Origin of the sequence: Janibacter alkaliphilus (genome assembly GCF_013408565.1) — a bacterium.
GTDB lineage: Bacteria > Actinomycetota > Actinomycetes > Actinomycetales > Dermatophilaceae > Janibacter > Janibacter alkaliphilus.
The window spans coordinates 50,045-63,290 of record NZ_JACBZX010000001.1 but is presented as its reverse complement, the minus strand read 5'-3'; the positions used below and the strand labels follow the sequence as shown (position 1 = coordinate 63,290).

The window sequence follows — 13,246 nt, the reverse complement described above, 5'->3', positions numbered from 1 at the left end:
CCCACCGACGAAGGACACCCCCGTGACCGACATCACCCGGCTGACCGCCGCCGACCTCGCCGGCTCGCTGGCCGCGGGCGAGCTGAGCGCCCGCGAGGTCACCCAGGCCCACCTCGACCGCACCGCCGCGGTGGACGAGAGCGTGCGGGCCTATCTGCACGTCGCCGACGAGGCCGCGCTGGCCGCCGCCGACGCGGTGGACCGCCGCCGGGCCGCGGGCGAGAGCCTGCACGACCTGGCCGGCGTCCCGGTCGCGGTCAAGGACGTCATGACGACGACCGACCAGCCGACCACCTGCGGCAGCCGCACCCTGGCCGGCTGGGTCCCGCCCTACGACGCGACGGTCGTCACCCGCCTTCGCGCCGCGGGCCTGCCGATCCTCGGCAAGACGAACATGGACGAGTTCGCCATGGGCAGCTCCACCGAGCACTCCGCCTTCGGCGACACCCGCAACCCCTGGGACCTCGGCCGGGTGCCCGGCGGCTCCGGCGGTGGTTCCAGCGCCGCGCTCGCCTCCTTCCAGGCACCGCTGGCCACCGGCACCGACACCGGGGGCTCGATCCGTCAGCCGGCCGCGGTCACCGGCAGCGTCGGGGTCAAGCCCACCTACGGCGGGGTCTCGCGCTACGGCCTGGTGGCGATGGCCAGCTCGCTGGACCAGGCCGGTCCGTGCGGGCGCACCGTGCTGGACACCGCCCTGCTGCACGAGGTGATGGCCGGGCACGACCCGATGGACTCCACCTCGATCGACGCCCCGGTCCCGCCGGTCGTCGAGGCCGCCCGCCGCGCCGACGTCGCCGGCACGAAGGTGGGCATCATCCGCGAGCTCACCGGCGAGGGCTTCCAGCCCGGCGTCCAGGCCCGCTTCGACGAGGCGGTCGCCCACCTCGTTGACGCCGGCGCCGAGGTCGTCGAGGTGAGCTGCCCCAGCTTCGAGCACGCGCTGGCGGCCTACTACCTCATCCTGCCCAGCGAGGCGAGCAGCAACCTGGCCCGCTTCGACGCCATGCGCTACGGGCTGCGGGTCGCCCCGGACGGCGACCCCAGCGCCGAGGAGGTGATGGCCGCCAGCCGCGAGGCCGGCTTCGGCGACGAGGTCAAGCGCCGGATCATCCTGGGCACCTACGCCCTCTCCTCGGGCTACTACGACGCCTACTACGGCAGCGCGCAGAAGGTGCGCCGGCTCATCGCCGACGACTTCGCCGCCGCCTTCGAGACCGCCGACGTGCTGGTCTGCCCGACCGCGCCGACCACCGCCTTCCGGGTCGGGGAGAAGTCGGGCGACGTGCTGGCGATGTACCGCGGCGACATCGCCACCATCCCGGCCAACCTCGCCGGGCTGCCCGGGATGTCGCTGCCCAGCGGTCTGGCCGACGAGGACGGGCTGCCGGCCGGATTCCAGATCCTCGCCCCGGCGATGCGCGACGAGCGCCTCTACTCGGTCGGCGCCGCGCTGGAGCAGCGGCTGCACGCCGACTGGGGCGGCCCGCTGCTGGACAGCGCCCCCGCCCTGCCGACGAAGGGAGCCTGAGATGACCGCCACCCGCGCCACCGACGAGGTGCTCGGCTACGACGAGGCGCTGGCCACCTTCGACCCGGTCATGGGTCTGGAGGTGCACGTCGAGCTCGGCACCGCGACGAAGATGTTCTGCGGCTGCGCCACCACCTTCGGCGCCGAGCCGAACACCCAGGTCTGCCCGGTCTGCCTCGGGCTGCCCGGCGCGCTGCCGGTGGTCAACGCCGTCGGCGTCGAGTCGGCGATCCGGATCGGGCTGGCGCTCAGCTGCCAGATCGCGCCGTGGTCCCGCTTCGCCCGGAAGAACTACTTCTACCCGGACATGCCGAAGAACTTCCAGACCAGCCAGTACGACGAGCCGATCGCCGTCGACGGGCACCTGGACGTCGAGCTCGACGACGGCAGCACCTACCGCGTCGAGATCGAGCGCGCGCACATGGAGGAGGACACCGGCAAGTCGCTGCACGTCGGCGGCGCCACCGGGCGCATCCACGGCGCCGACCACTCCCTCGTCGACTACAACCGGGCCGGGATCCCGCTCATCGAGATCGTCACCCGGCCGCTGGTCGGGGCCGGCGAGCGGGCCCCCGAGATCGCCCGCGCCTACGTCTCCGCGCTGCGCGACCTGCTGCGCGCCCTGGACGTCTCGGACGTGAAGATGGAGCAGGGCTCGATGCGCTGCGACGTCAACCTCTCGCTGCGCCCGAAGGCGGGCGACCCGACCGACCCGCGCAACGCCGAGCAGCTGGCGGTGCCGATGGGCACCCGCAGCGAGACCAAGAACGTCAACAGCCTGCGAAGCGTGGAGCGGGCGGTGCGCTACGAGGTGTGCCGGCACGCGGCGGTGCTCACCGGCGGCGGGTCGATCGTCCAGGAGACCCGGCACTGGCACGAGGACACCGGCATCACCACCAGCGGCCGGGAGAAGTCCGACGCCGAGGACTACCGCTACTTCCCCGAGCCCGACCTGGTGCCGGTGGCTCCGTCGGCGGAGCGGGTCGAGGAGCTGCGGGCGACCCTGCCCGAGCCCCCGGCGCAGCGCCGCCGCCGGCTGCAGGGGGAGTGGGGCTACTCCGACCTGGAGATGCGCGACGTGCTCAACGCCGGCGCCGTCGAGCTCATCGAGGAGACCGTGGCCGCCGGCGCCAGCGCCCAGACCGCCCGCAAGTGGTGGCTGGCCGAGCCCTCGCGCCGGGCCAACACCGAGGGCACCGACCTGGTCACCTACGCCGACCGGGTCGGCATCACCCCGGCGCACGTCGCCGAGCTCGAGTCGCTGGTCACCTCGGGGCGGCTCAACGACTCGATGGCCCGGCAGACCCTGGAGGGCGTGCTCGACGGCGAGGGCACCCCGACCGAGGTCGCGGACGCCCGCGGGCTGGAGCTCGTCCAGGACGACGGGGCCCTGGAGGCCGCCGTCGAGAAGGTCGTCGCCGCCAACCCGGACATCGCCGAGAAGATCCGCGGCGGCAAGGTGCAGGCCGCCGGCGCCCTCATCGGCCAGGTGATGAAGGAGATGAAGGGGCAGGCGGACGCCGGTCGGGCGCGGGAGCTGATCCTCGCCTCCCTCGGCGTCGACGGCTGACCGGCCCCCGGCTCCCGAGGGCCGGCCATCTGCACCCCGGTGCGGATCAGGCCGGTCCGTACCCGCCGATGAGACCCTCGCGGCGGCTGCCGGCCAGGATCGGCAGCCCGGCGAAGGTGCCCCGCACGCTGGCTTCGCGCCACCACGAGTAGAAGGTGCCGTCACCGTCGTCCATCGGGTAGCCGGTGGCGTAGAGGGTCAGGTTGCTCTCCAACGGCCAGCGCACCCGACCGTCCCGCGCGCCGTAGAGGTTGCCCCGCTGGGTCGCCGAGAGCCCGGTCGAGCTGACCCAGCCGACGTCGAAGCCCGGCCAGCGCTGCAGCCGGATCGTCTGCCGGTGGGTGCAGCGGGACGAGGCCCAGGTCGGGCTCACCGAGGCGCCGGAGGGGCAGTAGAAGGAGCGCAGGTACCCCGAGGCGACCCCGTTGTCGGTGGTCAGCCGCAGCTGGTGCCGGTTGCCCCAGATGCGGGGCCCGAACTCGTTGTTGACCGCGCCGGCGAGCACCACCCCGCTGCTGACGAAGTCGTGGTGGCCGGCGGGTGCCGAGCGGGCCGCCCGCTCGCCCGGGGTGACCGGGTCGGCGCTCGCGCCGGTGGTCGGTGCGGCCACGAGCAGGGCGGCGGACAGGGCGAGTGCCGTACAGGTGCGGGTCGTGGATGTCATGATGGTGTCCCCTTCGACACGGCGCCGAGCGCGCGGGCTGCGCGCTGACGAGGGCGCTGCCGAACCATCGACCCACACCGGGACCGTGCTGTCCATGAGCAGAAATACCTGAGATCTCGGCCCGCACGCGCTCGTCACGCAGTGGCGTGATCACCGCGTGACGACCGCGTGATCGTCACCGCCGTCCGGTGCGCACCTGCCTACGCTGGATGCGTCGTGGCGCCGGTCACGACGCCGACACGGTCCCCGGGGGTGGCTCGTGCAGGAGTGCCAGGTCTGTCACAACGCCTTCCACGGTGAGCGCTGCCCGTACTGCGGCACGCCGGCGGCCGGTGCCGGCTGGTCGACGGCCACCCCGCCGGCCTACCCGCAGCGCTCGAGCGGCGGCTCGGTGGGCTGGATCTTCGCCGGGATCCTCGCGCTGGTGCTCGTGGCCGCGGCCATCGCCTACGGGGTGGCGGTCGTCGGTCAGGACGACGAGCAGGTCGCCGGGGACGAGGCGACGGTCACCGTGGTCACCGAGACCGCCTCCCCGCCGCCGACCGCCGAGGTGCCCACGGCGGCGGCGCCACCCAGCAGCGCCAGCACGGCCACGGTCACCGAGACCACCCGCACGGTCACCGCCACCGAGGACGGCACCGAGGTGGTCACCGAGCTGCCCTCGGGCAGCTGGCTGGTCGTCCTGGAGTCGCTGGAGAAGTCGGAGCACACGCCGGCCTACGCCAGCCAGCGCGCCGGCCAGCTGTCCGGCGGATACGGGACGGTGGTCGTCGACTCCAGCACGATCCCGGGGCTGCGCCCGGGCTACTGGGCGGTGTCCGTGGTGGGGTTCGGCTCGCAGGAGGCGGCGCGTGCGGCCTGCCGCGACATGGGCTACGACCTCGGCGGCGACTGCTACGAGCGCCAGGTCGGGTGAGCCGCCGCACCACGGCCGTCGCGGGGCGCGCCCAGGCCCCTCAGGTGCGGCCGCGCACGGACTGGGGCGCCGACCTGCCGCCGACCGGGGCGCTGCGCGCCGAGGAGGACGTGCGCTTCCTGCTGGTGCACCACACCGCCACCCCGAACGTGCCGGCCAGCGCCTCGGTGGACCAGCTGCGCTCCTTCTACCGCCACCACACCGGGACGAAGGGGTGGCCGGACCTCGCCTACAACTTCCTCGTCGACGTCGGCGGCCAGGTGTGGGAGGGGCGCCAGGGCAGCCTCGCCGCCCCCGTCCGCGGGGACGCCACCGGCGGCAGCCAGGGGCACGCCGAGCTGTGCTGCTTCATCGGTGACCTCAGCAGCACCCGTCCCACGCCGGCCGCGGTCACCGCGATGACCGGGCTGCTGGCCTGGCTGGCCGAGCGGGACGGCATCGACCTCGGCGAGGGATCCACGGTGCGCTTCACCTCCCGCGGCTCGGACCGCTGGCCGGCCGGCACCGCGGTGACGACCGAGCCGGTCGCCGGGCACCGGGACATGTCGCTGACCACCTGCCCCGGCGACGTCGGGTACGGGCTCGTGGCGGCCGAGCTGCTGCCCGGGGCGCGTCGGCTGCAGGGCGCGGGCGGTCCGACCGCGGGCGCGAGCAGCGCCTCGTCCCGCTCGAGCTCGACGCCCTCGAGCGCGCCCTCGACCACCAAGACCTCGAGCACCACCCAGGGGAGCGCGACCGGGACGCCGTCGTCGAGCACACGGCCCGGAGGCGGCACGTCAGACCAGCAGGGCCGGAGCCGCAGCGGCGCGTCCGCGGCCCGACCCACCGCAGGCTCCAGCACCGGCGTCGAGGCTGTCGGCGGCACCGGCGACGACGACCTCGCCCGCGCGGCGATCGCCGGTGGGGGCACCCTGCTCGTGGGCGGCCTGTCCTGGGTGCTCGCCCGGCGCCTCGCCCGGGAGCGCCAGCGGTAGCCGGTCGAGCCCGGCCCGTCGGACCTAGACTGCTGCGCGTGCTCACCGTGACCTTCCCGGACGACAGCTGGCGCGAGGACGTCGGGCCCGTCGAGGGGGTGGACGCGCTCGTGTGGGACCCCGCCGGCGGGCCGCCCCCGGAGGCAGAGATCGACGTCGTCGTCGCCCCCTACATGTCCGGGTCAGGATGGCTCGACGGGCTGCCGCAGGCGCCGAGCACCCGCCTGGTGCAGCTGCTCACCGCAGGCTTCGACGGGGTCCCCGAGCGCCTGCCGGAGGGTGTGCGCCTGGCCAACGCCAAGGGGGTGCACGACACCGCCACCGCCGAGCTGGCGCTGGCTCTCGTGCTCGCCGCGCAGCGTGGTCTCGACGAGTTCGCCGCCGCGCAGCGGCGCGGCGAGTGGCTGCCGGCGCGGGTGCGTCCCGGGCTGGCCGACCACCGGGTGCTGCTGCTGGGCTACGGCTCGGTGGGTCGGGCGATCGCGGCGCGGCTGGCCCCCTTCGAGGTGCGGCTCACCGCCGTCGCCTCCCGCGCCCGCGGCGGGGACGAGCTCGTCGACCAGGTCCACGGCATCGACGAGCTGTCCGCGCTGCTGCCCGATCACGACATCGTCGTCTCGGTGCTGCCCGGGTCGGCGGCCACCGCCGGCATCCTCGACGAGGGGGCCCTGGCCGCGCTGCCGGACGGGGCGCTGGTGGTCAACGTCGGGCGCGGCAGCGCCCTCGTGACCGATGCCGCGCTGGCCGAGGTCGGGCGGCTGCGCTTCGCCCTCGACGTCACCGACCCCGAGCCGCTGCCGCCGGAGCACCCGCTGTGGAGCGCGGACGGGGTGATCATCAGCCCGCACACCGGAGGCCCCAGCGAGGCCTTCCGGCCGCGGGCCGTGGCGCTGCTGCGCGAGCAGCTGACCCGGCTGGCCCGCGGGGACGAGCCGATGCATCTCGTCGCGACACCCTGACCGACGCTCCCGGCGTCGCGTGGCCGCCTCAGGCGCTCGCCGGCCGTCGGTCGCTGGCGGTCTGGTCGGGGGAGGGCTGGTCGGTGACCCGCCGGTCGAGGAGCACCACGAGCACATCGGCCGCGGTGATCACCGCCGCGACGACGAAGGGCAGCGGGTGGGCCAGCGCGTAGAGCGCGCCCCCGGCGGTGGGGCCGATGACGAAGGCCAGGCCGTTGGTCGCGGTGAGCAGGCCGGCCACCGCTGGCTGCTCACCTCGTCGGCGACCGCCAGCGAGGGACCGGCCATGTAGCCCGGTGAGGCCAGACCCATGCCCAGGGCCACCACCACCATGCTGGCGCCGAGCACGAGCGCGCCGCCGGCCACCGCCAGGCAGACCAGGCCCACGGCCGCGATCGGGGCCCCGAGCAGGATCAGCGCGCGTGGGGACAGGTCCAGGCGCGGGACGAGCACCCCTTGGACGAGGCCGAGGACCACCCCGCAGGCGACCGTGGCCGCGCCGGTCGCCCGGGCCGCCTCGGCGGGGTCGAGGCCGCCCTGGTCCTGGATCGCGAAGCCCAGGGTGAGCAGCACCAGCCCGAGGCTGGTGTAGAGCGCCAGGCCGAGCAGCAGGAAGGAGCGCAGCCGCGGGTCCCACGGCCGCAGCCGCACCCGGCTCCCGGGCGGGCTGGTCGGGCGGGTGCGCGGCAGCCGCAGCACCACGAGCACGAGCGCCAGCAGCACGAAGAGCGGCGCCACCCACAGCGGCCCGAGCAGCCCGGCGAAGGCGGCCACCGTCCCGACCGTCGGCCCGACGACGACCGCGGCGCCCTGCGCGCCACCGGCCTTGGCGATACCGGAGGTGCGCTCGGTGCCGCTGGTGGCGGCAGCGACGAAGGCCAGCGCGGCGACCGGGACCGCGGCCAGACCGGCGCCGAAGATCAGGCCGCGGGTGAGCAGCACGAGGGCGAAGGTGGTGCCCCCCGAGAGCTGCCCGTCCAGGGCTGCGGTAGCCACCAGCGCGAATCCGCCGCTGCCGACGAGGGTGAGCAGCAGCCCGGTCACCAGGATCGCGCGCGGACCCTGGAGCGCACAGGTGCGCGCCCACAGCGGAGCGGCGAGCACGAGGATGCCCGCGGCGATCCCGATAACCGATCCCAGCTCGGTCTCGCTCGGACCCGTCTCCCGGGCGAAGGGCGCCAGCGCCGGCATGAGCACCTGCTGGGCGCTGAAGGTGATGAGCACGGCGAGCAGCAGCACGCCGGTGCGTTGCCTCGGTCCGTGGGTCTGGTCGTCGGTCTCGTCGCTCACGCCGGTTCCTCTCCCGTCACCCCGGCAAGGTAAGGGTACCCTTCATCGCGGCCAGGGGTCGCGGACGCTGCGGCGCGCGGCCCGCGACAGGCTGGGCGGCGGGGCTTGTCCCGGGGCGAGCAGGTCAGCTCCGGAGACCGTGCGGCGGTGGCGCTGAGGCCGCTGCGGGAGGATCATGTCGTCATGACGACGTCGTCGGAGGACCGCATCCTGGTACTGGTACGTCACGCCTCGGCGCTGGGCTCCGGCCCGTCCGGGGACGATCACTCCCGGCCGCTCTCGGAGCAGGGCCGCGCCGACGCCCAGGAGCTCGGGCGCTGGCTGCGCGAGCACGGCTACGGCTGCGACGAGGTGCTCTGCTCCCCGGCGCAGCGCACCCGGGAGACGATGGAGGAGGTCGGCGCGGCCGGCTGCCCGGAGGCCGAGGTCCAGATCGAGCACCGGCTCTACAACGGCGACAGCGACGACGTGCTCGCCGTCGCCCGGGAGGCCACCCCGGACGCCAGCGTCGTGCTCGTCGTCGGGCACGCCCCGGGCGTCCCGGCAGCGGTGAGCATGCTCGCCGACGGCGAGGGCGACGACGAGGCGCACGACGCGCTCACCCGGGGCTTCGCCGCGGGGACCGCGGCCGTGCTCAGCTACCGCGGGCACTGGTCCGACCTCGCCTACGGCAGCGCGGTGCTCGAGCAGGTTCGCCACCCGGCCGGCTGAGCGTCGCCGGCAGCGGGGCGGGCGCTGCGGGAGCGGAGGGGAGTTCTCCCCCTTCCCCTCCTGCCCCTCGGGGGTAGATGCTTCGTCCTGCCACACCACCACGGACGAAGGGGACACCCGATGAAGCTCACCCGCACCCGCGCCGCGATCCTGGCGGCCGCCATGGCCACCGGCGTCGGCGGCGCGATGGCCGCGCCCGCCCAGGCGGCGCCGACCGCCGAGACCACCCAGACCGCCCCGGCGGCGCAGGACCGCGCCGACCGTCGTAGCTACTACGGGTCGATCGCCTTCAACCCGCTCACCCTGGCCGTCGGGTACTCCAACGACGCCTCGAGCATGTACTGGGCCCAGCGCGGCGGGATGAACCGCTGCCAGCGCTACTCGAAGGCGTGGCAGTGCCGCACCGTCGTGTCGGTGCGCAACGGGTGCGCCTCGCTGGCCATCAAGTACGACAGCAAGGGTCGCCCGGTGCGCTACGCCACCGCCTACGGCCGGTACAAGGACTCGACGATCTCGCTGGCCCGCAAGCGCGCCGGCAAGTACGGGATGAGCAACGTGCGCACCCGCGCCTACCTGTGCACCACCCGCTACTACTGATCGTCGGCGGCTGACCGCTCGGCCGCGGCACGGCCCGGGAACCACCTCCCGGACCGTGCCGCGGCCGCACCGTCCACATCGCGGAAGTCGCTGTCTCAGGGATTGACACCGGCGGGGCGGCGGAGCAGAGTTCGCCGCATGACCCGGAACCTCGTACTTCCCCGGCGCGCTGCCTGACCGGCGACGGCCGAGGGCGGCGCGCACCCTTCACCCGGCAGACCCGGGCTGAGGGGTTTTTTCATGCCGGGAGAGGATGAGGAGAGCAGACGGGTGTCAGCGACGACGAAGGGCGAGACGGTGAGCAGCAGCGGGACGACCAGCGCTCCCAGCCCGGCCAGCCTGGCGCAGCGTGCGCCGCGGCCGGCCGCGAGCCAGGAGCGGGCCGAGCAGACGACGAGGATCGAGGACGTCACCGGGGCCCGCAGCCTCGTGCTGGCGCTCGAGCACGTCGGCGCCGACGTCGTCTTCGGCATCCCCGGCGGGGCCATCCTGCCGGCCTACGACCCGCTCATGGACTCCACCGCGCTGCGGCACATCCTGGTGCGCCACGAGCAGGGCGCCGGGCACGCTGCCGAGGGCTACGCCGCCGCCACCGGCCGGGTCGGGGTGTGCATGGCCACCTCGGGCCCGGGCGCGACCAACCTCGTCACCGCGATCGCCGACGCCTACATGGACTCGGTGCCGATGGTCGCCATCACCGGGCAGGTCGCCTCCGGCTCGATCGGCACGGACGCCTTCCAGGAGGCGGACATCCGCGGCATCACGATGCCGATCACCAAGCACAACTACCTCGTCACCGACCCGGCGCAGATCTCGCGGGTGATCGCCGAGGCCTTCCACATCGCCGGCACCGGCCGGCCCGGCCCGGTGCTCGTCGACATCGCCAAGGACGCGCTGCAGGCCAGCACCACCTTCGCCTGGCCGCCGCAGTTCGAGCTGCCCGGCTACCACCCGGTGACCAAGCCGCACGCCAAGCAGATCCGCGAGGCGCTGAAGCTGCTGCGTGGCAGCACCCAGCCGGTCCTCTACGTCGGCGGCGGCGTGGTCCGCGCCCGCGCCCACGCCGAGCTGCTCGCGCTGGCCGACGCCACCGGGATCCCGGTGGTGACCACCCTGATGGCCCGCGGCGCCTTCCCGGACAGCCACCCGCTGCACCTGGGCATGCCCGGGATGCACGGCAGCGTCGCCGCGGTCACCGCGCTGCAGCGCAGCGACCTGCTGATCACCCTCGGCGCCCGCTTCGACGACCGGGTGACCGGGCAGCTGTCCACCTTCGCCCCGCACGCCAAGGTGATCCACGCCGACATCGACCCTGCGGAGATCTCCAAGAACCGGGTCGCCGACGTGCCGATCGTCGGGGACGCCAAGGAGATCATCGCCGCGCTGACCGCGGCCGTCCGCGACGAGGACGAGCTGCCCGACTACGGGCCGTGGCGCCGGCGCACCACCGGCTGGCGGGAGAGCTACCCGGTCGGCTACACCCCCGACCCCGACGGGGGCCTCATGCCGCAGCACGTGCTCGAGGCGCTCGGTCAGATCGCCGGCCCGGAGGCGGTCTACGCCGCCGGCGTCGGCCAGCACCAGATGTGGGCCGCCCAGTTCATCGGCTACGAGCGCCCCGGAGCCTGGCTGAACTCCGGCGGTGCCGGCACGATGGGCTACTCCGTGCCTGCCGCGATGGGCGCGAAGGTGGGCGAGCCGGACCGGGTGGTGTGGGCCATCGACGGCGACGGCTGCTTCCAGATGACCAACCAGGAGCTGGCCACCTGCGTCATCAACGAGATCCCGATCAAGGTCGCGATCATCAACAACTCCAGCCTCGGCATGGTCCGGCAGTGGCAGAGCCTCTTCTACAACGAGCGCTACTCCAACACCGACCTGCACACCTCGGTGGGCAACCGGATCCCCGACTTCGTCAAGCTCGCCGAGGCCTACGGCTGCGTCGGGCTGCGCTGCGAGCGCCCGGAGGACCTCGAGGACACCATCCGGCAGGCGATGGCGATCGACGACCGCCCGGTCGTCGTCGACTTCGTCGTCGAGCGGGACGCCATGGTGTGGCCGATGGTCCCGGCCGGGATCAGCAACGACGACATCCAGATCGCGCGCGACGTGGCCCCGCAGTGGGACCGCGAGGAGTCTGAGGCCTTCGACCAGGACACCGACGCCGACCACGACGGTGAGTGAGCAGAGCATGAGCAACCGGCACACCTTGTCCGTCCTCGTCGAGGACAAGCCCGGCGTCCTGGCGCGCATCTCGGCGCTCTTCTCCCGGCGCGGCTTCAACATCGAGAGCCTCGCCGTGGGGCCGACCGAGCACCCGGAGATCTCCCGGATGACCGTGGTCGTCGACGTCGACCTGCTGCCGCTGGAGCAGGTGACCAAGCAGCTCAACAAGCTCGTCGAGGTGCTCAAGGTCGTCGAGCTCGACCCGCTGTCCGCGGTCAACCGCGAGGTCGTCCTCGTCAAGGTCCGCGCCGACGCCTCCACCCGCAGCTCGATCCTGGAGACCGCGCAGATCTTCAAGGCGAAGGTGCTCGACGCCACCGCCGAGTCGATGATCCTCGAGACCACCGGCAACGCGGACAAGATCGCCTCGATGCTGGAGATCCTCGAGCCCTACGGGATCAAGGAGATCGTCCAGTCCGGGATGGTCGCCGTGAACCGCGGGCCGCGCTCGATCACCGACCGCGCCCGGCACTGACCAGCCCTCGACCCCGCCCGCCCTCGACCCACCCCTCGCCGCGTCGCCGACGCGGCACCCGACCCCGAACGACGAAGGAGAACGACCTGACATGGCCGAGATCTACTACGACGACGACGCCGACCTGAGCCTGCTGCAGGGACGCAAGGTGGCCGTCATCGGCTACGGCTCCCAGGGCCACGCGCACGCCCTCAACCTGCGCGACTCCGGCGTGGACGTGCGGATCGGCCTCAAGGAGGGCAGCCGCAGCCGGGCCAAGGCCGAGGAGGAGGGCCTGACCGTGCTCACCCCGCGGGCGGCCGCCGAGGAGTCCGACGTCATCGTCATCCTCGCCCCGGACCAGGCTCAGCGCTCGCTCTACGCCGAGGAGATCGAGCCGGTGCTCACCGAGGGCGACGCGCTCGTCTTCGCGCACGGCTTCAACATCCGCTTCGGCTACATCCAGCCACCGGCCGGCGTCGACGTCATCCTCATCGCGCCGAAGGCCCCGGGCCACACGGTGCGCCGCGAGTACGTCGCCGGGCGCGGCATCCCGGACATCATCGCCGTCGAGCAGGACGCCTCCGGGCAGGCCTGGGAGCTGGCCAAGGCCTACGCCAAGGGCATCGGCGGCACCCGCGCCGGGGTCATCAAGACCACCTTCACCGAGGAGACCGAGACCGACCTCTTCGGTGAGCAGGCGGTGCTCTGCGGCGGGATGAGCCACCTCGTCCAGGCCGGATTCGAGACCCTCACCGAGGCGGGCTACCAGCCGGAGATCGCCTACTTCGAGGTGCTGCACGAGATGAAGCTCATCGTCGACCTCATGTTCGAGGGTGGCATCGCCAAGCAGCGCTGGTCGATCTCGGACACCGCCGAGTACGGCGACTACGTCTCCGGCCCGCGGGTCATCGACGCCGGGGTGAAGGAGCGGATGCAGGGCGTGCTCGCCGACATCCAGGACGGCTCCTTCGCCAAGCGCTTCATCGACGACCAGGACAACGGGGCCACCGAGTTCCAGCAGCTGCGCCAGGAGGAGGCCGGTCACCCGATCGAGGCCACCGGCAAGACCCTGCGCAGCCACTTCGCCTGGCAGCAGACCGACGACGACTACACCGAGGGCTCTGCCGCCCGCTGAGTCCCACCCGCCACCCCTTTATCGGGTTACCCGATAATGCGTCGATCCCCCGAGAAGGCTTCTCGGGGGATCGAGCGTTTCTCGACATCGTCAGCGCCACCAGCACGACACCCGGCTACCACGCAGTAAGTGTCGTGATCACAGCACTTACTGCGTGGTAGCCCGGTGCAGGTGGGCGTCGGTGGGGTGGGGAAGGGGGAAGAGGAGGGCGTGCGC

12 protein-coding genes are annotated in these 13,246 nt (G+C 73.6%); 10 read left to right on the top strand and 2 right to left on the bottom strand.

Going from position 1 to position 13,246, the window contains the following annotated elements; all coding sequences use genetic code 11:
* The first annotated feature begins 22 nt into the window (after positions 1–22).
* Positions 23–1,531: an Asp-tRNA(Asn)/Glu-tRNA(Gln) amidotransferase subunit GatA gene (gene gatA / locus BJY28_RS00305; RefSeq protein ID WP_343036871.1), complete on the top strand. Its 1,509-nt coding sequence runs from the start codon at positions 23–25 to the stop codon at positions 1,529–1,531.
* 1 nt (position 1,532) lies between these two features.
* On the top strand, positions 1,533–3,101 hold the full coding sequence (gatB, locus tag BJY28_RS00300) for an Asp-tRNA(Asn)/Glu-tRNA(Gln) amidotransferase subunit GatB (protein WP_179461240.1): 1,569 nt from the start codon (positions 1,533–1,535) through the stop codon (positions 3,099–3,101).
* A gap of 46 nt (positions 3,102–3,147) precedes the next feature.
* Here gatB and BJY28_RS00295 read toward each other — a convergent pair whose 3' ends face one another.
* Positions 3,148–3,765 carry a hypothetical protein gene (locus BJY28_RS00295; RefSeq protein ID WP_179461239.1) on the bottom strand — a complete coding sequence of 206 codons (618 nt, stop codon included), beginning with the start codon at positions 3,763–3,765 and terminating at the stop codon, positions 3,148–3,150.
* A gap of 259 nt (positions 3,766–4,024) precedes the next feature.
* On the opposite strand from BJY28_RS00295, the gene BJY28_RS00290 reads away from it, so the two are divergent.
* From BJY28_RS00290 to BJY28_RS00280, 3 genes are read left to right on the top strand one after another with little or no spacing between them, the layout of a single operon-like run.
* A complete protein-coding gene (locus tag BJY28_RS00290) occupies positions 4,025–4,681 on the top strand; it encodes an SPOR domain-containing protein (protein ID WP_179461238.1) in 657 nt (218 codons plus the stop codon).
* Positions 4,678–5,655, top strand: coding sequence for an N-acetylmuramoyl-L-alanine amidase (locus tag BJY28_RS00285; RefSeq protein WP_179461237.1), 978 nt, complete (start codon positions 4,678–4,680; stop codon positions 5,653–5,655). The genes BJY28_RS00290 and BJY28_RS00285 overlap by 4 nt, the downstream gene beginning before the upstream one ends.
* 38 nt (positions 5,656–5,693) lie before the next feature.
* The gene (locus BJY28_RS00280) at positions 5,694–6,614 is read left to right on the top strand and encodes an NAD(P)-dependent oxidoreductase (protein WP_343036870.1); all 921 of its coding nucleotides are present in this window, start codon (positions 5,694–5,696) and stop codon (positions 6,612–6,614) included.
* A 129-nt stretch (positions 6,615–6,743) separates the two neighbouring features.
* Here BJY28_RS00280 and BJY28_RS00275 read toward each other — a convergent pair whose 3' ends face one another.
* The gene (locus BJY28_RS00275) at positions 6,744–7,904 is read right to left on the bottom strand and encodes an MFS transporter (protein ID WP_179461236.1); all 1,161 of its coding nucleotides are present in this window, start codon (positions 7,902–7,904) and stop codon (positions 6,744–6,746) included.
* Between the two features lie 183 nt (positions 7,905–8,087).
* On the opposite strand from BJY28_RS00275, the gene BJY28_RS00270 reads away from it, so the two are divergent.
* The 5 genes from BJY28_RS00270 to ilvC all read left to right on the top strand — a co-directional run bounded on the left by BJY28_RS00270 (position 8,088) and on the right by ilvC (position 13,030).
* Positions 8,088–8,615 carry a SixA phosphatase family protein gene (locus BJY28_RS00270; RefSeq protein WP_179461235.1) on the top strand — a complete coding sequence of 176 codons (528 nt, stop codon included), beginning with the start codon at positions 8,088–8,090 and terminating at the stop codon, positions 8,613–8,615.
* Between the two features lie 120 nt (positions 8,616–8,735).
* Positions 8,736–9,212, top strand: a complete 477-nt coding sequence (locus BJY28_RS00265; RefSeq protein WP_179461234.1) for a DUF4189 domain-containing protein — start codon at positions 8,736–8,738, stop codon at positions 9,210–9,212.
* Between the two features lie 270 nt (positions 9,213–9,482).
* Positions 9,483–11,396 carry an acetolactate synthase large subunit gene (locus BJY28_RS00260; RefSeq protein ID WP_425485688.1) on the top strand — a complete coding sequence of 638 codons (1,914 nt, stop codon included), beginning with the start codon at positions 9,483–9,485 and terminating at the stop codon, positions 11,394–11,396.
* Between the two features lie 7 nt (positions 11,397–11,403).
* Positions 11,404–11,913 carry an acetolactate synthase small subunit gene (gene ilvN, locus BJY28_RS00255; RefSeq protein ID WP_179463836.1) on the top strand — a complete coding sequence of 170 codons (510 nt, stop codon included), beginning with the start codon at positions 11,404–11,406 and terminating at the stop codon, positions 11,911–11,913.
* A gap of 91 nt (positions 11,914–12,004) precedes the next feature.
* On the top strand, positions 12,005–13,030 hold the full coding sequence (ilvC, locus tag BJY28_RS00250; protein ID WP_179461232.1) for a ketol-acid reductoisomerase: 1,026 nt from the start codon (positions 12,005–12,007) through the stop codon (positions 13,028–13,030).
* Positions 13,031–13,246: the final 216 nt, after the last annotated feature.